We start from the raw sequence: 24795 nt of genomic DNA, 5'->3' as shown, positions 1-24795 counted from the left end.
GTCATATGATAGGGAATGTAAATTTACCTAGCACTGGCCCACATTTATTCTTAGCACTCGGTGCCACAATCATTTTTGTGGTCGACTGTCATGTTCCTTTGGGCATTGCCATGGCCGTGCCCTACATAACGATAATCTTGCTCGCAGCCACAACGAAAGATCCACTATCAGCCGTGATGTGGGCTATTGGCTGCACCTTACTTACCTTATTGGGTTACTACTTATCTGGTAGCGGCAGCGAAACCTGGTTTGTCGCCTTCAACCGAGTCATTACCATCTATACCATTTGGGTGGCGGCAATTATTCCTATTTATATCTCTTTACCTTCTCCTCAAGCCTCACTGGACGTCGATGATGACGTGACAGAGGAAAGTTCAAGATCACGCCCTCACTCGCACAGAAACCATACAATCGACACGTTCAAAAACTAGGCTTTGGTTAAGTTTCGGTGAATTTTTCCAAATCGAGACAAGGCAACTTGAAATACTTCTTTATGCATGCGAGTGTAGAACTACTCACCTAAATAACTGTATGACTATGAAAACATTACAATCCATTGCGCTGCTTTCGACAATTATCGCAGCACCACAAGTGTTAGCTGACGTAACAATTGAAGTTCCTTCTAGCGCAGATGCTTTAGTCGAAGTCTTAGCTGTAAATGAAGCTAAACCCGATCTTGACGGTGGTTTCTTCTCTTCGAGCAAAACGATCACCGTTCCAGATGGCGTAAACCAAATCGTTTTCAAATATCAACTGGCTTTCAGCCAAGGTAACGACCGAGAGTTTGTCGATAGCGATACCATTATTGCTACTTTTGATGCGACAGACACAGCATTGACGTTTGACATGCCTAAGTTCCGTAACACCAACGAAGCGAAAAAAGGCCTTCAAAACTTAGATTGGAAACTGGTTGATAAAAACCAAAATGCAATCAGTGTTAAGCAAGACAAACTTATCAAAGATGGCATGCAGATTGGTCGTAAGTACCCACAAGAAGCGAAGGAGTACAACCAGAAAGGCGGCATCGCTGCACTTACAGTAGGTGCTAGCGCGGGCGTAGCAGCTGCTGTCGCACAACCGGTAACGCTTCCAGCAAAGATTGACGGAAATGCAGCAAATACAGCTGAAGAGATGCTCTATTTCTGGTACGAAAAAGCGGATGCTGAAACCAAGCAGAAATTCAAAGACTACGTGAACAAGTAGCTCAATGAGCTTAATTTAAAAATGAAAGAAGCTGGCAAACTGCCAGCTTCTTTTTTGTCTTCATCTAGATGATTTAGGCTTATAGAGATTAAGCAGACTCAGTCGATAACACTTTACCATCCACTTTAGTTGGCCATCCTAGCGCTTTATACTCAGCTGCTAGTAAATGGGCACAGCGGCTAGAAATTCTGGTCAAAATCAGCTTTAGCTAAGTAACCTTGAACAAGCTCTCGATATTGCTGCTTCAATGGCGCTTCAATAAAGCTCGCGTCTATCGCATTCAAACTAAACAGCGCTAACTCCTGATGCGTCATCTCATGAGCTTTGCTCACCGCATTAAAGTTATCCGACATGTAACCACCAAAATAAGCAGGGTCATCCGAGTTAATCGTTACAGCCACACCCTTTCTGAGCAGTTCGACAATGTTGTGGTCTTCCATCACATCGAATACACGCAATTTAATATTCGACAGTGGGCACACCGTCAGTGGCATTTTGGTTTCAATCAGCTCTTCGATTAGAGCTTCGTCTGTCATGCACTGGACACCATGATCCACTCGACTCACGCTGAGCATTTCAATCGCATCGACAATGTTTTGAGCCGGCCCTTCTTCTCCTGCATGCGCCACCGTCAAGAAGCCCGCTTGTTTTGCTTGTTGGAATACACGCTTGAACTTCTCTGGTGGGTGTCCTAATTCAGAAGAGTCCAGTCCAACCCCGACGATCTTATCTTGATGCTTCAATACCTCTGCGAACGTTTGAAGGGCGCTCTCTTCAGATAAATGGCGCAGAAAACATGCGATGATTTGAGAGGTAATGCCCAACTCTTTATGACCCTGTTCAAGCGCACGATGAATGCCGTTAATAGCGGTGTCGAATGCAATGCCACGATCGGTATGTGTCTGAGGATCAAAGAAAATCTCAGTATGGATAACATTGTCGGCTTTACAGCGTTCTAGATAAGCCCATGTTAAGTCGTAGAAATCCTGTTCTGTGCGCAGTGCATCAGCACCTTGATAATAGATATCCAGAAATGACTGTAAATCATCAAATTCGTATGCGCGTCTTAGTTGCTCTGGGGATGAATAAGGCAGCTCAATGCCATTGCGTTGAGCAAGCTGGAAAAGTAACTCAGGTTCGAGCGAACCTTCAATGTGTAAATGCAACTCTACTTTTGGGAGCCCTTGAATAAATGCGTTCATATTTCACCTACTATGGATTTTAGGTGTGCACTTACTCTGAATAATAGACAGGAGGTTTTCTTGAACGCCATTACAAAGAGTAAGAACACAATTGTGATCTAAACCCTTCGTAATCAGCACTTTGCGGGAGCTGGTAGAGACCCCCAAACCATATCATTGGGGTTATACGAAGCAAACGGTTGCTACTATACAGAGTTTAATGGGAATTTCACTAATCAATTGCTCATTAACCGATTTCTAAAGCAGGAACCTGTTTGGTTCGATCTCAACGGTAATCTGGTCGTATTCTCGACATAAGCAACATATCGATGTACTTACCCGCTTTGAACGTACTGAGTCTTTTTGTGCCTTCTAACTGAAAGCCTACACGTTCATACAAAGCAATAGCGGCGTGGTTATCGGCATGAACCTCTAACTCAAGACGCACGAGATTAAGCCAGTTATCCGCCTGATTGATCGCTTCTTGCATTAACGCCTTACCGACCCCTTTACCATGCATATCCGGGTAAATAGCAATACCAAGACCAGCGCAGTGCCTGTCTCTTACCTTGGTGGTCATGAATAAAGTAATGTGACCCACTACTTTGCCGGAGACTTCCGCAACCAGAGTGAAATGGTCTGAATGACCAAACAGTCGCTCCACTTGTTCAGAACTAAGATAAGGCTTTTGTGAGGTGTTTTCTGAAACTGAAGGGCGGCGATAAATATCGAAAATATCTTGGCTATCCGTTGCTTCTAAATGTCTAATTTGTATTTCCAAAGCGCTTCCTTATCCTATTATTTCTATCCATAAGCTAATTTTCATATTACGGATAGCAACGGGAACCTACAACCTTTAAAGGTGTAAGTGCCCGAAATAATTAAACAAATAGTAAGACTGAACTTAAACTTCTGCTTTGATGAGTATTTTTAAAATAGTGTGAATATCAGAATTTATAATCCACACCCACACTCGCTAATACTTGCTCGGAGTTATAGAAATCGATATTAGAATCTATGCTTCTTAAACCCAGTAAAGTAATGAACGCCCAATCTTTATAGCCCATCAAACCACTAAACTCATAAGCTAAGAATGCACCGAATTCATTCTCTTCACGTACTTGCCCGTAAATTGGATTCGACTCATCATATTCACGATCACTTGCATCTAGGGTGACAACAAAACCATGACGACCGATTCTCTTCGCGTAGTTTAATTCAATACCATAACTATCGAAGCTGAGTGCTCCTCCTTCTGCGTCTGAGTGGAAATACACCATTGAAGGAACAAATAGACCTGCGTGGTTTGGTAAGATAAAGCGGTATCCTGCTTTGGCGTACACATAGGTTCTTTCCCTATCCAGCAGCACAGTATCTTCCGGAGATAAGCCTTGGCTACCAGATAGCTCTTCATCAACATCTGATTGCCCAAATGCGAGATCCGTTCGAAAACCAGTTCCACCGATATTAGTGAGCTGCAGTCGTCCTACATTACCTTTGACATCCGTTTCATTTCGATTAACGCCAACAGCATACGGATCCGTCCAAGCCTTACCCGAGATAAGCGTAGGAAGAACAGAAAAGTCTAATATAGTGCCACCAGAAAGTTGGTATCTATAACCGATCTCAAACGCGATGGTACCTGTTGCAATATCCTCTCGTGTCGTACCCGCATACACTTGGTGAGTCAGCGATTCGCCAAAAGTATATTGAACAGTACCCAAAAAGCCGAGTAGCCCTTGGTTTTCACTCTCCCCTTCCTGGGTGTTGGTGGCTTGATTCGAATCTTGTTCAGTACTCAAATTACTACTGTCAGAGTAGAAACCGGCCAATACACTGAAGTTACCGCTGAAGCCTTCACTTGGAGCAAGGCCGCTGTATGCAGGCATTGAAGCCAATGCAGAAAAGACTACTGGTAAAACAAACCTCATATTCACATCCATTACTTGAATAATCACCAAATAACTATAATCATCAAAATGGAATTATAACAAGCATTTAACAATATAAGTTTATTCGCTTGACGCTGTCGATATCGCTAACCATTCACTCAAAGACACAACAAATTGATCTATCACGATTGGGCTTTCGTAATACCTCTCGAAAATAACGGACAAAACTCAAAGGAAGACAATATGTTTAATAAATTAATCAAAACCATGTCAGTGCTAGTTGCGACGCTTCTTTTTACGGCTTTTGCTCACGCTGATCACCACGGAATGAAGAAAGATATCGTTGACGTGGCGGCTGAAAACGGCTCTTTCAACACCTTGGTAGCAGCGGTAAAAGCGGCAGGCTTAGTTGAAACATTGAAAGGTGACGGTCCCTTCACAGTGTTTGCGCCAACGGATGAAGCGTTCGCTGCGCTACCAGAAGGAACGGTTGATATGCTGTTGAAGCCAGAAAACAAAGACAAGCTGATTGCAGTACTGACCTATCATGTGGTGCCAGGGAAAATAATGGCGTCTGAAGTGATGAAACTTGATAGTGCCGTAACAGTGCAAGGCGAAGCGGTAATGGTAGGAATTGATCACGGCAACGTGATGGTCAACAAAGCGCAGGTCGTGATGGCAGATGTTGAAGCAAGCAATGGTGTCATCCATGTGATTGATGCTGTATTACTGCCTAAATAATAAAGATGAACACAAATCAAAGGTTCTTAGAGGGTGTGACAGGCTCACACCCTTTTGACGTTTAAATACCAAGTTAAGATCGGTATCAAACTAGCCGAACCTGCCTTTATATAAGCAAGAACCCGGATTACATAAACAAGCGCCCGAATATCAGAAAGGCCGCCATCGATACCACCTTCGTGAAGACCACTACCCAGATGCAGTCACCAATACTAGAGTGCGTCGCTTTCCCGAGTAGGAACACAAACAGAATCAACCCTAACACCCAACCTACTGTTGGAATCAATGACACCAGAGCAACGATAACAGCAATAGTAAGAAGGGATTTAAAATCTGCGACCACGAAAGACATTTTAGAGGCGATGTACATACAACATGCGGTGATTAATGCGTCCATCACAAACGCTAAAGCTTCAATACCCACTTTACTTCCTTCACTGATATTAGTTGAAGTGAATATTATCTCTAAAGAGATGATTTTTCTTGAATAAGAGAACAAAAAGCAGGTGAAAACTGTGTCAAAAATGAGATTACCGTTCGTCTGAAGGCATAGGTTTATTTGTTCGAGTCTTCTAAGCCTTTGACCAGTGCTCGCGACCGAGTCTGATTTGCTTTTTGATAGGCATCAAAGCCATCTTCGCGTTTACCTCCGAACAAACAAAGAAACGAGTTGATGACAAATGAAAAGAATGAGATGACGACAACAAAGAGAGGAAATAGCCCCGACACCCCAGCATCTAAGGCAAGAACGCCAACAGCGAAGGACAACATCGACACCAATGTATATAGTTTAGATCTACTCACATGACTCATGAACAACACTCCTTGTATTCATTCAATGTTTAGATTAGACAAATTATCTTGCACACAATTTGAACTCATCGACAATATCAATAGATCAGGAAAAGTTATCCTTAAAAAGGTTTTTTAATATTTCAAACTCGGTTTCTGTATCCCTAAGAACACGAGTCCGCCTATTCAGCTGCCTTGTCCATCTTCAACTATCTTTTCCATCACGTAATTGGTCAGCTTTACGCCACGCATTTCGACTTCCTGTTCATTTACTACCTTAAAGCCAAGGTGCTCATAAAAAGGCCTTGCGGTAATACTTACTTCAGAGAAATATCTCGATATACCACGAACTCGACCCACAGTGAAAACATGTTCCATCAACGCTTTCCCGACACCCTTCCCTTGATATTCGTGGTGACAGAAAAAGTGATCAATCAAGCCGTTGGGTTGCAGGTCAGTATAGCCAACAACGCAGCCATCGAGCTCAGCCACAAAGGGTTGTAACCCATTCATACGCTTTTGCCATAACGCAAAGTCAAAGCTACTGGGTGCCCAAGCTTCGACTTGCTGTTGAGAATAATCTCGAACATTCACGTTACGTACGGTATGAAAGAAGATCTCCCACAGTGCTTTGTCATCACTCGCTTGATAGTTTCGAATTCTAACCACAACATACTCCTTTTTATCTTAAGTCCTTTCTGAGGTGCAAATAAACAGCTGAATCAGCAAGCTTTATAACCTAACAGCCTCAGCTTTAGAGCAAGATATCAACGATAAAACACAGCGAGCCAGATCGTCACCGTATCTTTATCTGTGCCAATAACCTTGTGCTTTTCTCTCGCAGCAATATTGGTGTAATCCCCTTTAGACAAGGTAACAACGCGTCCATCTTCAAACTCGATGACGCCTTGACCTTCTATCACCATCACCCATTCATTCTCATCTTGATCATACCAACCCTCTTCCGGGGAGCTGTGTCCATGCGACAATATTCTTTCAATTCGAACACTGTCGTTGGCAATCAGGTCATTGAATATTTCATTGGGTATTGATGAAGGAACATCATTGTAAATGTTTGGCATCAAGCTCTCCTAGCTAGTATTGAATTGATTAATAATTTGGGCCTTAGCTTCAGTTGTAAACCTAAGCAGTGGCACTCTTTCTGAAGTAAAAACGGTAATAGCCCACCAAGTTACTGCAGATAAACAGCGCCTCCATAACAACCGCTGTTGGCGAACCAACTAAATAATTGTGAACCAACCAAAAGCTGGTTCCGATGATCATCAATTCTCTTAATCGACGGTCATCTTTATTGAAGGCAGCAAAGGTCTGAAATACGGAGGCAAAGCAACTCAATATGCTGGTCAGCCCTGAGTAAGTCACTGCGGTTGCGACCACCGACATCGAAGAAAACAAATATTTAAACTTAGACGAGGTAGAAAATACGCTCGTCAAATAGCGAATCGTGGCAATCGTCATTAAGCTCGCCGCTGTCCATTGTTCAAGAAGGATAAAGTGACTCGAAATAAGAACGCCAGCAAAGAACAGACAAGTGACGATTTTCTTCCTTTCCTTGAATTGGAATGACAGAAGATCAAAACAAATGGCTATCGCGACTAATACTTGGGAAAGATAAAAGGCAGACACGGTGATTCCTTCAATAATAACATTCCGCCCTAGCCGCTTCTTTCACGGTGAATAATCGAATAAAACATACTAGGCGGTTACAACAAAACAGAGCAAACAGCGCTCTAAAGCTTCTATAAAAATCTAAAGCTTCAACACACCACTAATCACAGTGGTCGCAGAGCCGATTAACTTTATTCGCCCATTAGCCAATAATTCAGTCGACATATAGCCACCACGACGAGACGCCTGATAAGCACTGAAACTGCTTTTGTTGAGCTTTTCTGCCCAGTGTTGCGTCAATGCGCAATGTGCCGAGCCAGTCACAGGATCTTCATTAACCCCAACCCAAGGTGCAAAGTAGCGAGAAACAAAATCAAGTTCCGTATTTGCTGCCAATGCTGTCACCACTACACCTCGCCCTTGAATACCTTTTAACGCATCAAAGTTTGGTGAAAGCTCCAATAACACTTGTTCGTTGGAAACTTCGATTAACTGCTTAGAGTCAAATTCTCTGAATGAAACTACTTGATGCGGATCTAAACCTAGGTGTTCAAGCAGCGTGAGGTTGGGTTCAGAACGCAATGATAGCTGTGTACTAGGAAAATCAAGCTCGATAGACGATTCACAAACGGCGGCAGATAATTCCCCAGATAAGGTGTTAAACACGACCTTATCACCTGTCTCAAGCAGTCCTTGTTCTTTCATCACATGAACCGTTGCCAGTGTGCCATGTCCACACAGCTTCACTTCGACTTCGGGAGTGAACCATTTAAGCGTCATAGTGTTAAGCGCGAGAAAAGCCGTTTCAGATACCGCCATCTCTTCAGCGATTGAAAACATTAACGACTCATCCAACGGCTCTTTGGAGATACAGACCCCGGCAGGGTTCCCTTTAAACGCTTGAGTTGTAAACGAATCTACTTGATATATCTCTAAATCCACAATGGCTCCTAAATGCACAACATTTCCCAAACCGGCAATCATGGCTCGTTGGGACATAACCTAGATATTGCTGCCCACAATAAGCACAATCACCTTGTGCTACAAGTCTTTAGCAACAACTTTATCGATACTTATTGAGAAACGAAACAAATGATAAACAAAACGTTATAGAAGTGTTTTTAGGGATAAAAGAACATTGAACATAAGAGTAAATCGCGATGGCAAAACAAAGGAATAACGACGATTAATACGAGCGAAAACCCGAAAAAGGTAATCACCGCATCATTATTTAATGCTTAATATTTGCATAATAACTTGTAAGAATGGATATTATGATGAATATTAATTTAAATAATCCATTCACGGACAATAAACTGGAATACGTACTTGTGTTGAATACGATACGACGGAGTCATCCTTGCCTCACACGATAAAGGTTCGGTATCAAGTAGGAGTAGCAAGTTGCTATTTGCATGAAATGCATGAAGTTGAAGTTAAATTAAGTGCCTAAATTTGAATCATATCGCAAATTTTGGGCTACGATTTAGTTATCACGTACGAAAGGGAATCCGTCAGTGAAAGCGTTTTGCGTATCAATACTTGCGTCAACATCCTTTTTGGCTAGCCCTGTATTTGGCCAGCAGCATGATATTTATCTCTACAATTGGGATGAATTTTTATCTGACAGCGTCGTTACCCAGTTGAGTGATACCTACGGCATCTCACTAAAGCAGCAATATTTTTCTGACGAGTCCATTCGTGATGAAGTGCTATTGAGTGAACGACGAGGTGCGTTTGAATTGGTTGTCATTGAAAGTATGAAACTGAAAGCGCTGGCTAAACAGAACTTATTCCACAACCTGAGCGACTTGCAGCAATCCCTTTCAAGCAACTTTGACTCAAGATGGGTGGATGGGTGTGGCGAATATGGAATCCCCTACGCTTGGGGGACATCCGGCATCTTATACCGAAGCGGAAAAGTTGAGACTCCCAAGTCTTGGGGCGCTCTTCTAGACCCTGAAACCAAAACCAGCGGCCGAATCAGCATGTATTATGAGCCTACGGATTTGGTGAGTGCTGCGCTTCTGATGAATCAATTTGAGCCGTTTACCAACAACGAACAAGAACTTCGAGTCGCTTACAAAACGCTACAAGCACAGAAGCCTCACCTTGAAAGTAATGAATACGTTGTCGATTATATTCGTCATCCCGAACACTTAGCCAACATCGACCTCGCCTACGGATACTCAGGTGACAGCTATGTGCTTAATGATGCCGAACCTGAGGCATCTTGGGCCTACACAGTGCCTCTAGAAGGAACAACCTTATGGTTAGAGTGTATGGCTGCAATTAACAACGGAGAGCGATCTCCACAGGCAACCACGATTCTCTCCTTCTTATCGCAACCCGAAATCGCCGCTCAAAACGCAATGGATTCATGGTTTGCAACGCCAAGTTCAAAAGCAAAAGCACTCACTTCTCAGGAGTATCAAAACGATCCCGAGCTTTTCCCGAATAAAGAAGTATTAGATCGCAGCTACCTTTATCAGCCGTTAGAACCGAGTAGCATTCAAATTCGCAATCGTATTGTCGACAGTTTGAGATAACTCATGCCAGTATTGAAGAAGCTCTATTTTGTACTTTTACCAACGCTGACATTTGTGCTCCTGATAGCAGGAATCGTGATGTACAACTTCGCATCAAATCATGCTAAGCACATGTATTTGGACAAGGTGCAATCTGATGTGAACACCGCTTTAGTCGCGGCGGAATACGAGCAGCTCGGCTTGTCCTTACTAGTTAAAGATATCGGTTCTTCGTTGCAGTTCCTCCGCTACATTCAAAATCCTGGCGACTACACGACTCTATCGCTATTGGAAAAACGAGTACTCCGAGTATTAAGCCAGAATCACGTCAATCAATTTGGGCAACGCAATGTTTATATCGTGGACCCTAAGTTCAAATTAACGCTTTCGACTCTCAGAGCCGATCCTTTCGAGGGGCTAAAGATCCCTGACAAGATTTACGAAAGAGTCTTCGATATATACACCTCGTTAATCAGCAAGAAGGAACTCTCCTACGAAGGCTTCTCTTATGTCTCGATCAGTGGAGAGCTCAGATACTCGTATGTTGCAGCAATTGACCCTTACCTCCTTCCTCAAGACAAACGTGCAAGTAACAGTTTAAATCGCTACATCTTGATTGCTGACGGACCTCTGATACAACTCTCTAGCTTATTAATCAAATACAATGACGATGACAATATTCAGTTCTTAATCGAGCCATCCTCTGACGCTGCCAACATCGGAAATACCCAATTCGTTATCAAATCAATTGAGCAAACCCAAGATAATATCAATGTGCAGATGACCAGCCGAAATCTCATCGCGCAAGTAAATATTCGAGAACAAAAGTTCAACCATGAGAAAGCCATCATCACTAAACAAACCTTGTTAGGTGGCTTTGGCACTCTCTTTACGATCATGTTGATCGTGCATTTAGTGGTGCGTTACCAACTTGTGCGCCCGCTTAAAGACTTACTTAAAGAGATATCGATCGGCGGGCTCAAACTTAGATACTTCAAACGCTCATCAGGGCAAAGTGAAATTGATGGTTTAAAGAACGCGTACATAGACTCATTAACAGAGTTGAAGTTCGAAGCCGAATTCGACCAACTCACCAAGCTAGCTAACCGACGCTCTTTCATCAGACACCTTGATGTACGACTAAAAAGCTCGATGAGCCCACACTGCTATGTGGTTTGTTGGGACATCATCGATTTTCGTAAAATTAACGATCTCTACGGGGCAAAAGTTGGTGATAATGTACTGATAAGCTTAGCTAAAGCACTGAAAGAGACACTACAAAACCAACAAGCCTCTTTGGGCTTTAGTTGCAGTGATTACTCTTTAGCCAGACTGGGAGGGAATCAGTTTATCGCGATCTTGGAGATGGGTAAGAACCAAGTGATAAACGAAGAAATTGAGAACATCAACAATACGCTGACCGGCACCACCTTCCTTGACTACTATGGGTTTCGATTATCACTCGCAACAGGTGTTTTACCGCTCGACACGCCAAAGTTCGATGAGATTTGGCACCGATGCATCGATGAAATGTTAGCTAATGCGAAGTCTCATAGTGATGGCGAAAGTCGTATTGTTTATGGCGAAGAGTTGTTACATACCTTGGAACGCCATGACGTTGTAGAGAAAAGACTCTTAGAGTGCTGCGAAAGTGACAACTTTGAACTTCGCTTTATGCCTATTTTTAACGCCAAGACACTTCAGATAGATGGCGCGGAGTGCCTGATTCGTTGCCCAGCCTTATTCGATATCGATGCGGGACCAGAAGAATTTATCCCAGTTGCAGAAAAGAGTAACCTTATTGCCAGGCTCGACATGTGGGTCATTGGCACCGCGATCAAAAGCTATAAAGAGCTTTCAGAACTTCATAAATACAAGGGCACTCTGTCAATTAATATCTCGGCGATGGAGCTCTACAACCGTAATTTTGCCGACAACATCCGTAAAGTACTCGAACGTTATCAAGTGCCACCTGGCAACATTATTATAGAGATTACCGAGACCAGTTACGTGAAAAGTACCAAGCTTACGGTGCAGACTATCGAGAGCCTCAGAAGCTTGGGTTTAAAGGTCTCCCTTGACGATTTTGGTACGGGCTACACAGCGTTTAACCAACTTCTCCACTACCCTGTGGATGAGCTCAAAATTGATAAGAGCTTTATCGATAACATGGTAGACGACAAGGCCGACCGCAAGATGGTCGAATCTATGGTTAACTTAGGCCACTCTTGTGACACGCTAGTCGTCGGAGAAGGTGTTGAGTCGATAGAACAGTATCATTACCTCAGAAAAGCCAACTGTAACCTAATACAAGGCTACTTCTTCAGTCAGCCACTCACTTATCTGGAATTCATCGAGTTTGTTCGAAACCATAACCCGCAAGCAATTTTAAACCCGCAGTCTGTTAGCAGTTCGAGATCTAACGAGCGAATCGTTGCACTCACTCAAAAGCAGTAACCTTAAACCTAAACCTTAAACCTAAACCTAAACCTAAACCTCAAAGCCTCTCTTCCTATTCAAGCGCGGAAAGCCACTATAGCTATAACTAGTAGTAGAACTATCTTCATCAGAGCAGGAGCTCTCTATTGGCTGCACATTGAATGAGGAGGCAAATAAAGAATGGCAAAAGCCATGATAGTGAAGAGGGAGAATGGTGAGCGTACAGTCAACAAAACCTAATGATCTAACTTATCGCTGATGCGGGGATTAACTCTGCATCGTCGTTAGTAGCTCCATCATATCTTTAGAGCTGATGTTCTTCTTATGCCTGACTACAGCGTCAATCATCAATTCTAAATTCCCCGCAGAGATATAATCCTTAAGCACGTCATTGAATTTTTCCTGTATCTCATCACTTGTGTACAATTGCTCAGGAATGAAGAATAGAAACTGACTGCCACTACTACGAAACGAGATAGTACTTTCCGGTACCTTTGCCGTCAGGGACTTAGCAGCTGAACTCACCACCAAGTCTCCATATTCAAGTCCATACTTTTGGTTTATCTCACTAAGGTTTCTGATTCTTACAAAGTAAAGGTCGAAATTACCGTTTGTTGGATAGCTGTTCTTAACAAACTGCATGAGCGAGACTCGATTGCGAAAGCCAGTAATGAAGTCGGTAGAATGAAGTTTTCGTTTGATTGCAAAGTCGACGTAAAAAATCGCTCCTGTCACAAGCAGTAGCAACACCAGAAATACGCTGCTTATCTGATGCATCATCACCAACTTGTCGACCATTGTGGTGTTTTCTTCAATAACCGGGCTTTGAAGTCGAAACTTTTCGTTAATAAATTCGACCAGCGTGTTGTAACAAATATCAATTTTCTTCTGCAGTGATTCCTTAGGCAAAGCGCCTTGATTCACCAACTTAATTGAGGATTCTAACGACTTAAACTTTTCAAACTCTGCGGTAAAGTACGGTTTAAAGTTTGCTGAGCGAATAAAATTGGACGATTCAGTGCTGTTGATCAGAATATCAAAACGACTCCAAGTAATGTCATATGCCAACCAAAGTTCATCATAATCAATCGTCTTTGCATGGCTAACCATCAAGAAGTTTGCATACTCTTTGACGAGTTGAAAAACAAACCAAGTGGCCTCATTTTGGCGGTTAGAAAAGCTCTTGTTGATGTCATTAATTCGAGTGACACTGTAGATATTGACGGATAGAACAACCACGGCCAAAGACAAAACAACGACTTTGATTGCGGCCATAGACAACAGCTTCTTCATAATTAGCCTCTACAGGTGAATATCACGAATCTGCCAAATCATCTTGGCATGGAAATCAGGGGTATTGGTTTCAGGGTTCGCAGAGATTGGGTAAATCAACCAAAACGGGCCTTTCTCTCTCACAGACATAAACTCCCCATTCTTTTTAATCGCAATGATGGGGTCATAGGTATCAAAATCTTCTTTGGGCACCGCAATTTTATAGTCATTCAATGCTACGAAAGTGACTTGTGATGATATCGGTAGATCCATATTTTCAAGCACCGTTTGTAACGTCACACCACTATAAACGGTCAGACCCTCGACCCAAGGCAAGGTGGTAGTAATTTCTTTTTGAGGAAGTGACAGGAGTTGCTCTCTACTAAAACCATGCTTTTGCCCGGAGTGGTCGAAAACCGTTAACTCTGAGGCTGCAAAAATCGAAAACGAGCAAAGCCAAAGCATCAACAAGAATACAGTTCTCATTCTAAACTCCATTTAAAAAGGTCACTAATTTGAGTCTAGTATAAATTGACCATTTAACTTGTACCGATACCACTCAGATTGATTGGTATCGCTTTATCCCTAATGCCCCTACACCTCGCTGTTTTTCAATAACTTCGCCGTTTCTCTGTCTCTTCCATCACCGCTCTCGTTCAGCACTCCCTACCCGCTTGACGTATTCCTTCTCAACCGTCTAGTAACAAAAACTCGTATTTTACTCTGCGTAAGTAAACCAATAAGCCCTATGAATACGTATGAAACAACAAAATTAACAATAAATATGAGTAAGTCAGTAGCGAAAATGCTGGTTGCTGCATAACCTTTAATCGAATGTAAGCAGCTTTAAGAGACTTAATAACGAGTTCCAGTCGTTTCTACTTCACCAGTTGATCTCGTGTATTGATCTTAGAAAGCTTACTCATTTCATAATCAAGGGAATCGAGAATGAGTTTGAATATAAAAAAATTTAACCCCATGGCGACACTTTCTACCCTAGTAATGACGCTGGTCATGTTTCCTGTTTCTGCTGAAGTTAATCAAGAACAATTCGAATTAGGTAAACAAAAAGCTAAAGTGTGTATGACCTGTCATGGCGCTGATGGCATCTCAACACAAGATCCCTACCCGAACCTTCGCGGTCAAAAAGTGGGTTATCTCATCTCTTCATTGAAAGATTACCAGACTCGAGAAAGAACCAGTGGCTTAGCGATTCTCATGCAACAACAAGCCGACACGCTCTCAGACCAAGACATCCGTGACATTTCCTATTTCTATTCTGTGCTCGGCAACGAAGCAGGCTCGCTCAGCGATTCAAATTAAGTCAGCGATTCAAAACCTCTAGGCAAGGAGCCTTGTTATGGAACAAGTGACAACGCAATACAGCATTAAGGTCGTGAAGTACTTCATCATTGCATCCTTAGTGTGGGCGATTGTAGGTATGATCATCGGCGTGATTCTCGCCGCGCAATTATATTGGCCAATCTTAAACTTTGATTCTCAGTATTTCCAATTTGGTCGACTGCGTCCGCTACATACCTCTGGAGTAATTTACGGCTTCGTCGTGAATATCTTGATGGGGACGTCTTTGTACATTGCCCAGCGAACAGGCCATTGTGACTTGTTCAACAAAAGCCTTTCATGGATGGTATTTTGGGGCTGGCAATTCATCCTGTTACTTGCGGTCATTTCCTTACCCGCAGGCCACACTACCTCAAAAGAGTATGCGGAGCTTGAATGGCCAATCGACTTGATGATTGTGTTGGTTTGGGTGCTGTACGCGGTGTTGTTCTTTGGCACCCTTGCTAAACGAAAGGTCAGCCATATCTTTGTGGCTAACTGGTTCTTTGCTGCATTCATTATCGTCGTTGCAATGATTTTCATCGTGAACAACCTCGCGATGCCTGTGTTGGCGATGAAGTCCTACTCTGTGTTTGCAGGCGCTCAAGATGCGATTGTTCAATGGTGGTGGGGACATAATGCCGTCGGTTTCTTGCTGACCGCTGGTGTGATTGGTATGAACTACTATTTCATACCCAAAGCGGCGGATCGACCTATCTACTCGTACCGTTTGTCTGTGATCCATTTCTGGGGCTTGGTCGGCTTTTACACGTGGGCCGGAACGCACCATTTGGTTTATTCTTCTGTTCCCATCTGGATTCAGAACATCGGCATCGTTATGTCTTTGATCCTGTGGCTCCCTTCTTGGGCAGGCGCGTTCAATAGCGCAATGACCCTCCTACAAAATAAAGAAAAGCTGAAGTCCGACTACATTCTTTTATTCTTTTTCTCAGCGATTCTTTACTACTGCTTGGCAACATTCGAAGGTCCCCTACTCGCTATTCGCTGGTTCAACATGGTGGCACACAACACCGAATGGATCATCGGGCACGTACATTCCGCGGCTCTCGGATGGGTTGGGATGTCAGGGATAGCGGTTTTTTACTACTTCATTCCACGCTTATGGGGCCAAACCGATCTATGGTCACGGCGACTGATTAAATGGCACTTTTGGCTTGCTCATGCTGGCGTCGCCATCTATGCAATAGCACTTTGGATCGCAGGCATCGGCGAGGGATATATGTGGCTCGCTCAAAATGAAAATGGCGAACTGATTTACAGTTTTGTAGAAGCTATGGACTTTAAAGCACCTTGGCTATTCATGCGTTTCTTTGGTGGCGCGCTGTTTGTACTTGGATTGTTCTTAATGGCTTTCAACTTGTACAAAACGGTTCGTATGACCGTAACAAATGATGCTAAACACACTGTTAATGAAGGAGCTTAAATGATGAGTAAAGACTTTACACATTCAATCGTCATTTTAATTTTGACCACTGTTGTCGTGGCCTCCTTCTCTTTATTGGTCTGGGTAGTGCCAAGCATTGTCCGTGGCGATGATATTGCCAAAGGCAGCTTAGCGATGCCTCTCACACCGATTGAGTTAGCAGGCCGAGACATATACATCAGTGAAGGCTGCCATGTTTGTCACACACAAATGGTTCGCCCTCTAGAGCCAGAAGTGAAGCGTAATGGTCGCCCGAACCAAGAAGCAGACGATATCTATGAGTTTCCTAACTTGTGGGGCTCTAAACGTACTGGTCCTGACCTCACTAACTTAGGTAGAAAGTATTCTGACCAATGGCATGCTATTCACTTAATTGACCCTCGAAAAGTCGTACCGACCTCGATCATGCCCTCTTACCCGTGGCTATTTGAGCAGACTCTGACTGGCGATGATATTAGCGCCAAAATGGAAGTGTTACGTACCTTAGGTGTGCCTTATACCGATCAAGAAATTGGTGATGCCCGTTTGCAAGTAAGAGGCAAAACCAAAGGTGAAGCTCTGATTCGCTATTTACAAAGCCTGGGTAAAGATACGTCACAGGAGGTATCACAATGAGCACATTCTGGAATCTATGGGCGGTACTCTTAACCTTAATATTCTTTGTTCTGATGGTGTCTGTTGTCGTTAAATACTGGCGTAGCAATCACAAGGCCGATCACGACCACACCATTGGCACCTTTGATGGTATTGAAGAGAAAGATGCGCCTCCACCTAAGCTGTTATTTATCAGTTATGCAGTGGCATTTCTTTTGTCTGCGGGTTATTTGGTGCTCTACCCCGGGCTTGGAGAATGGGAAGGCTTAGTCGATTGGGAACAAAGCGACGATAAGCTCAGTTCACCATCCACCACTCTCAATGAGCAATTTGCACAAACCAGCGAAACCACGTTAGAGGGATTAGCTGCTGTCCCAGAGATCGTGAACAGCGGTAGGATTCTATTCCAAACTCACTGTGCCGCTTGTCACCGAGATAATGCACAAGGTCAGAAACACTTCCCTAATCTTATCGACCAAGAATGGTTATACGGCGGCAGTGATGAAGCTGTGATCCATTCGATTGCCAAAGGGCGAAATGGAGCGATGCCGGGTTGGAGTGAAATCATGCGCCCAGACGAGGTGGCAAAAGTCTCCTACTATCTAGCCTCCCTCAACCAACGTCATACCGATGTGCCGGAGATTAAAGTCGAGCTCGGTAAAACCTTGTTCGTCCAATACTGTTCGTCTTGTCATGCCGATGGTGCTGTCGCTAACCCAGCGATTGGCGTACCTGATCTTTCCGATGATATCTGGCTTCACGGAGGGAGTATTGAAGAGATTCAGCACACCATCAATTACGGTTTGAACAACCTAATGCCTGCGTTTGATGAGCAGCTCAGTGAGAACGAGATACTCGCGCTTGGGGCTTATATCCGACACGCTGGTGACGTAGAGCAACAACGGCTCGCGAGCTTGAAAGCATCATCTGTTGAGCGCGGAGAATATCTCGCTTATGCCGGTGACTGTGTGGCTTGTCATAGTGCAGAAGGTGGCGAACCCTTTGCTGGCGGCCTACCCTTTGTCACCCCCTTCGGCACCGTGTATTCAACCAACATAACGCCACACACTACCGAAGGTATTGGGACTTATGACTTCGATGATTTCCGAGCGGCGTTAGTCGCAGGTAAAGGCAAGAATGGTTACCTGTACCCTGCAATGCCTTACACCTCCTATCAATACCTCACCGACCAAGACATGGTGGATTTATGGGAATACATGCAGTCAATCACCGCCGTGCCGCGACGCAATGATGACAACAGCATGATGTTTCCATCCAATATTCGCTTAGGTTTGCTTGGCTGGAACATCGTATTCATGGATACCGACCCTATTGATTATGAAGTGCCAGAGGAACTCAAAGGAGAAATTGAGAATGTCGATAAGTGGCAACAAGGCAAATATTGGGTCGCAGGACTTGGTCACTGTTCGGAGTGCCATACACCTCGAAATATTGCCCAAGCACTGATACCAGAACGTATTTTCCAAGGTAACTTGATCGACGGTTGGAACGCGCCTGATATTACAGCCAATGAGCTCTATATCGATGGTTGGGATGAAGCAACACTCACAGACTTTTTACACACAGGACATTCAGACAAAGGCACCGCTTTTGCGGGTATGGCTGATGTAGTGAAAAACAGCCTAAGCTTGATGACGCGTGAAGATATTGAGTCGATGTCCTATTACCTACTCAGTGGGGACATCAACAACACCATTGCCAGTGATGCCGTTCAGTTACAGCCTAAAGGGTTTGATGAAGCTGCGTATGCCAGTGAAATCTACACCACGTATCGTCAAACCTGTGGGGCCTGTCATGGTGACGATGGTAAAGGTCGCGATCCAATCGCCCCTACTCTGTTGAACAACGGTATTATCATGCACAGCGACCCATTCAATACCATTGCGGTAACGGTGCGCGGCTTGCAACCCACCTATCTCGACAAAGACAGAAATTTCATGCCAATGGCAAGTTTTGAGGATGTACTGTCGGATCAACGCTTAGCTGAGTTAATCACGTTTGTGCGTTTAAACCTTGGCGACAGAAATGAACCGGTCACGGCTGAGCATGTTCGAGAGGTAAGAGAAACACTTGAAGCAGCAGGCTATGCAGGTGGATTACACACCACACCTGAAATGTACGAAAATCGAGATAAGAACATTAACATACGATAGGCGCTGTAGCTGTGCGTAGCCGATTGGCTCAATAAACAGCGAACAGCACGTAACTTTTATCTTTGCTAACAAGCCAAAAGGAGACCACTGTGTCTCCTTTTCTTTTGCCCAAACCCGAGTTCCGACACTTTGCCGTACAACACAATTGTAACTAACTGATTACACAATTAAGCAGAGCTGCACATAATGCGATCAATCTCGCAGAACAAAGATGATACCAAGTGCATAATATGCAAAATTTTCTAAAGATGTACTAAGGACAGTTATGGATACAACTACACTCATCTACGATACGTTGGAAGGCCTGTCGAGCGCAAAGCCTCAGCAACACGCTCAAATCCGCCAAAATCTATATAACCAATTAGATTTATCATTTGAGAAGCAGTTGGCTTTGTATTCATCAGTTCTTGGTCCAGCAAGTGCTGGTAGATTGACCGATTTGGATAGTGCAGTGATGTCTGCACGCAAGATTGTTGGCTTAGAAAACAGCTAAGCAATCTTCAACCTATCTCAACTTTAACGCTGCCATTGTGCAGCGTTTTTTTATGGACGCTATTTACGATAAGTAAGGTTGGTTACGATAAATGCTGTTAGTTGCGATAAATACGGTTAGTTGCGATAAACGCGGTTAAGAAGATAAGTGCAGTTGGGTCTGTTTTTCAAGTTACACGCATTCTCATTTGGTTAATCTTATGTTCCATTTTTAACAGGTGTGTAACCACAATAATGGCGCTAATGTTAGTAGCACGTTAACCACACATCGGATGGAAGAATCATGAGAGTACTTATTGAATATACACAAACAGGCAAATACCGTGATCATGCGTGGGAAGCATTAACGATTCGTTCAAAAGGCGAAATTCAAGCTGTAACTCCCTCTTATGCGGCTCAGCTTATCGAACAGAACCGCGCCAGCTTATCGACCACTGAAAATCAAGATATCGTCATCCAACCTTAATGGCTTCAAGGGCTACCCCTCCTAGTTCCTTAAATCGAATAGTTCGATGACATAAAAAAACGCTGCATGGGTGCAGCGTTTTCTTGTTTCTGGCGTATCGTATTTCTAACGTAGATAGTTTCTAAAGTAGAAAGCTTCTAACGCATCTTGTTTCTAGTGCAAATAGCTTGATTACTTTGGCAGATTTTCTAACGCTTCAACCATCGTCATCAATTTATCGACAATCCTTTCGCCGTCTACTCGCAAGCCATTGTGTTCATATTCATTGGTGATCCACGCTTTCGAGTTAGGAATGTTCGCCAATGTTTCACGGCTGTAATCCAACTCAACGTACATGTCATCGGCGTAAACGGCACACGCCATTGGCACTGTATTCTTGCTCAACTGCTCTGCGTTGTACAAAGTGCCCCAGTCCGACTTTTCAGCCAACATGTTCGCGGCTTCACGCAGTGGCTTCAGCGTTTCAAGTTGGTCGAACATCCATGGGTACACCATTTCACCAGTAAACCAGAACTCACTGCCCGATTGGTAGTTGAAGTGTGGGTACTGCTCACGAACACGATGTGCAGACCAGTTAGACGCTGTACCTTGACAGTAAATCGATTCATGCAAGATTGCGTAAATTGGGTTAGTTAAGTAACCCTGCTCTTGCTGCATTTGATTTAGGAAGCTGTAGCTCAGCTGTCTGTTACCGTTCACTTCAACAAACGCACTCTCCAGTGTGAAATACATTGGAAGGTTTGCTTCGCCGCCACCAAGATTAATACCTATTAGCTGGAACTGTTCAACTGTGAACACCTGACCGTTTGGCAGTCTCACATCGTTGTTGAGCAGGTAATCAGAGATCTCGCGACACATAGCTTGTGCTTGTGGGAACTGAGCAAAGAAAGCTCTGTTTTTGTCTTCTACACGCTTGTAAGTCGCACGATAAACATCGTCAGCTTCTCGTTCAATAGAAGGAATGCCGCCCGTCACATAACAACGCTGCAAGCTCTGTGGGAACAGTGACAAATAGCTCAGTGTACAGAAGCCACCAAAGCTTTGACCAATCGTCGACCATTGCTTAATACCAAACTGTTCACGAATCGCTTCAGCGTCACGAACGATGTTATCCGCTCTGAAATGCGTTAAGTATTCGACTTGTTGTTCTGGAGACAAATGCGCCAAAGTTTCATGGCTGATAACCGTGCTGTTGCCAGTACCACGTTGGTCTAGAAGCAGAACACGGTAGTTTTGTAATGCACGCTTTAGCCAACCCGATTGACCACTCACCCGTGGAGAAGGAAAACCTGGGCCGCCTTGAAAGTAGATCAACCACGGCAGCTCTTGCTCATCTTTAGCGAGATCAACCAGCTCACGTGCGAAGACTTGGATCTGTTGTCCATCTTTGGCTTGATAATCAAGTGGCAACTCGAAAGAGTGCTGACGGTACAGGGTGGCTCCATCAATAAAGTTAGCTTGCACGCTTCATTCCTTTTTATCTGATTCTAAAGTCATTGGTACGAATAAAAATGGCACCCTTTGGCACCGTAGTTAGCAAGATACGCATACTAGCTTGTAAATGAAACCGTTTGTTGAACCTGAATGTGAAGGTACTTCATTAAATCGCCAAATTAGCTTTATACGCGTAACAACTTGTTTCAAAACAGAAGGTTTAAGGGGTGCTCTATTGAGAGGAAGAATGAAAACGGGAGACAAATAAAAAGAGCTTAACGAGGTGAGGATACGTTAAGCTCTTTGGCTTTATCTGTTGTAAATGAGGTTTTTAGGTTGAACAAGCTCAGGCTTTATAGGTTTAGTTTCTATAAGCCAAAGATCTATAAACTGAGCTTCTGTAACTTATAGCTCTATAAAATAAAGCTAAGAAGCCTCGAGCTCACCTGCACCTTGAATTGAACGTTGGCTGTTTTCAACAAGGATAGCCGTCGCCGTTTCTTTCAACGCGCCCCACTCTCCATCGTCAACTTCAATGCCCTCGTTCCACGCCTTCTCTTGAGTTTTAAAAAGCGCTTCCGATTCAATGTGTGTTTGGTAGCCATCTGACAAACGTTCGATATCGAAATCCTGGACGGAAAGCTCGATGGTCATATTGTGGATATGATCGTCCGATGCCAGAGGCAAATCTGATAAAAACAGTTCTGGTGCAACGCAACCACGGTTAAGCACATACAAGGTGCTCTTAGGATTTGAGCCATTATCCCAACGTGCGGTACATGCGATGCCTTTCGCTGCCAGTTTTACAAGCTCACTGTACGCTAACCAACGGTTATGGCAGTTGTTTAGCTCGATTTTCAGCGTCTTCTTGCCGACCATTTTTTCAATCGCGTAATCCATCACCACAGGTAGGTGGCACGCTAAACTTGCCTTGTGCAGGTCAACTTCAACCGTGTTATCGCTAAGCACTTGAATGTCCACTGGGCAATCGTCTTCTAGCCCCATAAAGTTGCTCGCATTGTTAAAATGACGAACACCATCCAAGCCAACCATTTGTAAATCTGCCACCATGTTCGCTATCACATCGGCTTCACCACATGTACGACGCATACCCAGAAAGGCTTTATTAACGGCCGCGACCAATTCATTGTGAGAAACGATCATAACGATTTACCTCCATGTTGAGCATTAATATGTGTAGTAGCTTTTTGTGAATCAGCGAGCTCCGCTTCACTTGGTAATACTGGGAACACCCATTCGTCCTGATGAATTTCATCAAGCAATGGCGCACCTTGGAAAAACGTCACTCGTACCCAACGGTCTGAGCGAGGATCAAACTTAGTCGCACCAAACATCGCAAGCTTGCAACGCAGTAAGTGCATTGGTGGCGAATCTTGGTGCAGAACATTCATTTGAATGTCGCCCATCGCTTTGTTGCCTAGCGTCCATACACGACGTGCAATAGCACGATGCTGTGGCTGCTTAACAAGGAACTCAGCCAATGAAAGCTCTGGCGCAAACTGCAATAAAGCATGGTACAAACGGTAAGCTTGACGGCCTATATCCAACGGCAGTTCGCGCTCTTCGCCGAGTTCCTCGCCTCGAACACCGAGCCTTGGCTCTTCTTTGTCCTGAGAGCGATACCAGAACCAGTAGTTATTTTCTGCTTTCGTAAAGTCAGTCGTGATCGCCCAACGGTACTTTTCTTCTAACACAACCAAAAGGTCTTGAATCTTTTTACCACTTGGAAGCGACAGTGTTTCGCTGCAATTCATTTGCTCTTGATGGGCGTCCACTAATTCTGGGTACAATTCCATCAAGCATGAGATAAGGATTTCTTGGGCTTCCATACTCATGTGCTTAGATTGTTCAACTAACTGCGCCCACGTATCACATTGGCTGACAGACACTTCTAGCGATTGCTCTGCGTGTTTTAATTCATCAACCGCTACTTTGTTCAACTCTTGCTGGTTTTCATTGATGGTAACGACTTGTTCTAAATGACAAACCGCTTTTTTAACTAATGTACGTAGTGGCTCAATCAACTCCGTATCCGTGTGACTAACTAACACGTCAGCTAATGCATGCTCACGTGTTGTCATCCACTGATCGACAATACTCGGGTGGTTAATAAGGTATGGCGCCATGCCTAAACCAGTCGCATTACCAACACCAAGGTAACGCTGTAATCCTCTGTGCAAGGTAATCGCTTGTTCACCGCCCTGTTGCTCGGCTAGGTAATGAACCCAATCTAGGCTGAACTCACGCAGCATATAAACCGCACACATTTGCGCACTAAACGACTGATTAAAATCTTCATTTTTCTCTAAGATTTTAAAGTCAGCAATGCCAAATTTACCATTACCATAAACCGCTGTGGTTCGTAGGATGTAGCCAACTTCCGCTAGCTCTTTTGGCGTTGGTTGAACACCTTTAGCCAAGTGACTAACAATATGTTCAAACACTCGTACACTTTTGTTGGCACGCGCTAAAACAAGCACATTGTTAGGGTTACGGCCTGCTTCTTGTAGCGGTACATTCGCACGAAGTCTCTCAAGTAGGGTGACATCAACATCACCAAGAACCAGAGCAAACGTTACGTCCCACTTTTCAGCAATTACACGGTCATTTCGTTCGTCGTCTGCAATCTCATCGCAGAAAACAACCAAATGATAAACATGATTTGGCGTCGCAAGCTTATAGATAACATGACCAAAGCCCTGAGCGTCTAATTGCCATTCATGTTTGGTCACTTTCCATTCTTGCTGCGCCATTTTACGAATCAGAGTTCTAACGAAGCTGATACGTGTTTGGTGCATTGCACCTAGCCTTTCCGGTGCCATGACGACAGTCGCGTCACGTAGTGCTGATTCAGTGTAGGTAGAACGATGTGCATCCATTTTGCTCACCACCTTATAGTTATAGGATTTTGCTAGCCATTCAGAACCGATCGTTGCTGTCTTTTGAAGCATATATAGCGACAGTATGTTGGTTAGCTTTCACGTTTTTAATCGTTATTGATATTATCGAGGCAAGCGAACTCGCCACTTATTATTTGTCCTGACTAGATCGATTGACCTAAATACGTGCCGCCCGGTGTATCTTCACCAGTACGGTTTTTATCTTCCTTCCGGAATCTTGTATCAGCCTTCTTTCAAAGGCTCACACCTTGT

Annotated in this window: 25 protein-coding genes and 1 riboswitch; of the genes, 11 read left to right on the top strand and 14 right to left on the bottom strand. The window is 43.8% G+C overall.

Annotated elements, in window-relative coordinates:
• The first annotated feature begins 5 nt into the window (after positions 1 to 5).
• Together AB4274_RS19080 and AB4274_RS19075 are read left to right on the top strand one after the other, a co-directional pair.
• Positions 6 to 431, top strand: coding sequence for a hypothetical protein (locus AB4274_RS19080; protein WP_372112934.1), 426 nt, complete (start codon positions 6 to 8; stop codon positions 429 to 431).
• A 106-nt stretch (positions 432 to 537) separates the two neighbouring features.
• Positions 538 to 1203: a DUF2057 family protein gene (locus tag AB4274_RS19075; protein ID WP_017060014.1), complete on the top strand. Its 666-nt coding sequence runs from the start codon at positions 538 to 540 to the stop codon at positions 1201 to 1203.
• 179 nt (positions 1204 to 1382) lie between these two features.
• Here the strand turns inward: AB4274_RS19075 and AB4274_RS19070 are convergent, their stop codons facing one another.
• From AB4274_RS19070 to AB4274_RS19060, 3 genes are all read right to left on the bottom strand, one after another.
• On the bottom strand, positions 1383 to 2405 hold the full coding sequence (locus AB4274_RS19070; protein ID WP_372104172.1) for an adenosine deaminase: 1023 nt from the start codon (positions 2403 to 2405) through the stop codon (positions 1383 to 1385).
• A gap of 90 nt (positions 2406 to 2495) precedes the next feature.
• Positions 2496 to 2595, bottom strand: a riboswitch (purine riboswitch).
• A gap of 75 nt (positions 2596 to 2670) precedes the next feature.
• Positions 2671 to 3165, bottom strand: a complete 495-nt coding sequence (locus AB4274_RS19065) for a GNAT family N-acetyltransferase (RefSeq protein WP_372104169.1) — start codon at positions 3163 to 3165, stop codon at positions 2671 to 2673.
• A gap of 166 nt (positions 3166 to 3331) precedes the next feature.
• The gene (locus AB4274_RS19060) at positions 3332 to 4315 is read right to left on the bottom strand and encodes a DUF2860 family protein (protein ID WP_372104166.1); all 984 of its coding nucleotides are present in this window, start codon (positions 4313 to 4315) and stop codon (positions 3332 to 3334) included.
• A 204-nt stretch (positions 4316 to 4519) separates the two neighbouring features.
• On the opposite strand from AB4274_RS19060, the gene AB4274_RS19055 reads away from it, so the two are divergent.
• Positions 4520 to 5017, top strand: a complete 498-nt coding sequence (locus AB4274_RS19055) for a fasciclin domain-containing protein (protein ID WP_017064709.1) — start codon at positions 4520 to 4522, stop codon at positions 5015 to 5017.
• Positions 5018 to 5144: 127 nt separating this feature from the next.
• On the opposite strand, the gene AB4274_RS19050 is transcribed toward AB4274_RS19055, so the two are convergent.
• From AB4274_RS19050 to AB4274_RS19025, 6 genes are all read right to left on the bottom strand, one after another.
• A complete protein-coding gene (locus AB4274_RS19050; RefSeq protein ID WP_017064710.1) occupies positions 5145 to 5441 on the bottom strand; it encodes a hypothetical protein in 297 nt (98 codons plus the stop codon).
• A gap of 131 nt (positions 5442 to 5572) precedes the next feature.
• Positions 5573 to 5830 carry a hypothetical protein gene (locus AB4274_RS19045; RefSeq protein ID WP_017060020.1) on the bottom strand — a complete coding sequence of 86 codons (258 nt, stop codon included), beginning with the start codon at positions 5828 to 5830 and terminating at the stop codon, positions 5573 to 5575.
• A 165-nt stretch (positions 5831 to 5995) separates the two neighbouring features.
• Positions 5996 to 6478, bottom strand: coding sequence for a GNAT family N-acetyltransferase (locus tag AB4274_RS19040; protein WP_372104163.1), 483 nt, complete (start codon positions 6476 to 6478; stop codon positions 5996 to 5998).
• Positions 6479 to 6576: 98 nt separating this feature from the next.
• On the bottom strand, positions 6577 to 6891 hold the full coding sequence (locus tag AB4274_RS19035) for a cupin domain-containing protein (RefSeq protein WP_017060022.1): 315 nt from the start codon (positions 6889 to 6891) through the stop codon (positions 6577 to 6579).
• 61 nt (positions 6892 to 6952) lie between these two features.
• Positions 6953 to 7456 (bottom strand): YgjV family protein, encoded by a 504-nt coding sequence (locus AB4274_RS19030; RefSeq protein ID WP_017071337.1) that lies wholly within the window; start codon positions 7454 to 7456, stop codon positions 6953 to 6955.
• Between the two features lie 123 nt (positions 7457 to 7579).
• The gene (locus AB4274_RS19025; protein WP_065584627.1) at positions 7580 to 8380 is read right to left on the bottom strand and encodes a PhzF family phenazine biosynthesis protein; all 801 of its coding nucleotides are present in this window, start codon (positions 8378 to 8380) and stop codon (positions 7580 to 7582) included.
• Positions 8381 to 8955: 575 nt separating this feature from the next.
• Here AB4274_RS19025 and AB4274_RS19020 point away from each other — a divergent pair.
• Both AB4274_RS19020 and AB4274_RS19015 read left to right on the top strand, forming a co-directional pair.
• Positions 8956 to 9987, top strand: a complete 1032-nt coding sequence (locus tag AB4274_RS19020; RefSeq protein ID WP_017060025.1) for a PotD/PotF family extracellular solute-binding protein — start codon at positions 8956 to 8958, stop codon at positions 9985 to 9987.
• Positions 9988 to 9990: 3 nt separating this feature from the next.
• A complete protein-coding gene (locus AB4274_RS19015) occupies positions 9991 to 12423 on the top strand; it encodes a putative bifunctional diguanylate cyclase/phosphodiesterase (RefSeq protein WP_372112932.1) in 2433 nt (810 codons plus the stop codon).
• A 249-nt stretch (positions 12424 to 12672) separates the two neighbouring features.
• On the opposite strand, the gene AB4274_RS19010 is transcribed toward AB4274_RS19015, so the two are convergent.
• Positions 12673 to 13698: a GGDEF domain-containing protein gene (locus tag AB4274_RS19010; RefSeq protein WP_017069848.1), complete on the bottom strand. Its 1026-nt coding sequence runs from the start codon at positions 13696 to 13698 to the stop codon at positions 12673 to 12675.
• A 9-nt stretch (positions 13699 to 13707) separates the two neighbouring features.
• Complete coding sequence (locus AB4274_RS19005; protein WP_372112930.1) at positions 13708 to 14163, bottom strand: hypothetical protein; 456 nt, start codon at positions 14161 to 14163, stop codon at positions 13708 to 13710.
• Between the two features lie 462 nt (positions 14164 to 14625).
• Here AB4274_RS19005 and AB4274_RS19000 point away from each other — a divergent pair, with 462 nt between their 5' ends.
• The 6 genes from AB4274_RS19000 (at position 14626) to AB4274_RS18975 (ending at position 20188) form a co-directional block, all read left to right on the top strand.
• Positions 14626 to 15000, top strand: coding sequence for a cytochrome c (locus tag AB4274_RS19000; protein ID WP_029235248.1), 375 nt, complete (start codon positions 14626 to 14628; stop codon positions 14998 to 15000).
• Between the two features lie 37 nt (positions 15001 to 15037).
• Entirely contained in the window at positions 15038 to 16462 is a 1425-nt protein-coding gene (gene ccoN, locus AB4274_RS18995) for a cytochrome-c oxidase, cbb3-type subunit I (RefSeq protein WP_372112929.1), read from the top strand.
• Positions 16463 to 17077: a cbb3-type cytochrome c oxidase subunit II gene (locus AB4274_RS18990; protein WP_017064719.1), complete on the top strand. Its 615-nt coding sequence runs from the start codon at positions 16463 to 16465 to the stop codon at positions 17075 to 17077.
• Complete coding sequence (locus tag AB4274_RS18985; RefSeq protein ID WP_102393760.1) at positions 17074 to 19230, top strand: cytochrome c; 2157 nt, start codon at positions 17074 to 17076, stop codon at positions 19228 to 19230. The genes AB4274_RS18990 and AB4274_RS18985 overlap by 4 nt, the downstream gene beginning before the upstream one ends.
• Before the next feature lie 265 nt (positions 19231 to 19495).
• On the top strand, positions 19496 to 19723 hold the full coding sequence (locus AB4274_RS18980; protein ID WP_004730426.1) for a PAS factor family protein: 228 nt from the start codon (positions 19496 to 19498) through the stop codon (positions 19721 to 19723).
• Between the two features lie 282 nt (positions 19724 to 20005).
• Positions 20006 to 20188: a hypothetical protein gene (locus AB4274_RS18975; protein WP_004730424.1), complete on the top strand. Its 183-nt coding sequence runs from the start codon at positions 20006 to 20008 to the stop codon at positions 20186 to 20188.
• 171 nt (positions 20189 to 20359) lie between these two features.
• On the opposite strand, the gene AB4274_RS18970 is transcribed toward AB4274_RS18975, so the two are convergent.
• The 3 genes from AB4274_RS18970 to AB4274_RS18960 form a co-directional block, all read right to left on the bottom strand.
• Positions 20360 to 21652 carry an alpha/beta fold hydrolase gene (locus AB4274_RS18970; RefSeq protein WP_017069844.1) on the bottom strand — a complete coding sequence of 431 codons (1293 nt, stop codon included), beginning with the start codon at positions 21650 to 21652 and terminating at the stop codon, positions 20360 to 20362.
• A 396-nt stretch (positions 21653 to 22048) separates the two neighbouring features.
• The gene (locus AB4274_RS18965; RefSeq protein WP_372112927.1) at positions 22049 to 22786 is read right to left on the bottom strand and encodes a DUF3726 domain-containing protein; all 738 of its coding nucleotides are present in this window, start codon (positions 22784 to 22786) and stop codon (positions 22049 to 22051) included.
• Positions 22783 to 24594, bottom strand: coding sequence for a hypothetical protein (locus tag AB4274_RS18960; RefSeq protein ID WP_372112926.1), 1812 nt, complete (start codon positions 24592 to 24594; stop codon positions 22783 to 22785). Before AB4274_RS18960 ends, AB4274_RS18965 begins: the two co-directional genes overlap by 4 nt.
• Between the last annotated feature and the right edge of the window lie 201 nt (positions 24595 to 24795).

The organism is Vibrio sp. 10N.261.55.A10 (assembly GCF_041470825.1).
GTDB classification, from domain to species: domain Bacteria; phylum Pseudomonadota; class Gammaproteobacteria; order Enterobacterales; family Vibrionaceae; genus Vibrio; species Vibrio crassostreae_C.
Note: the sequence above shows the minus strand (reverse complement) of the source record. Positions and strands in the feature narration are given on the sequence as shown.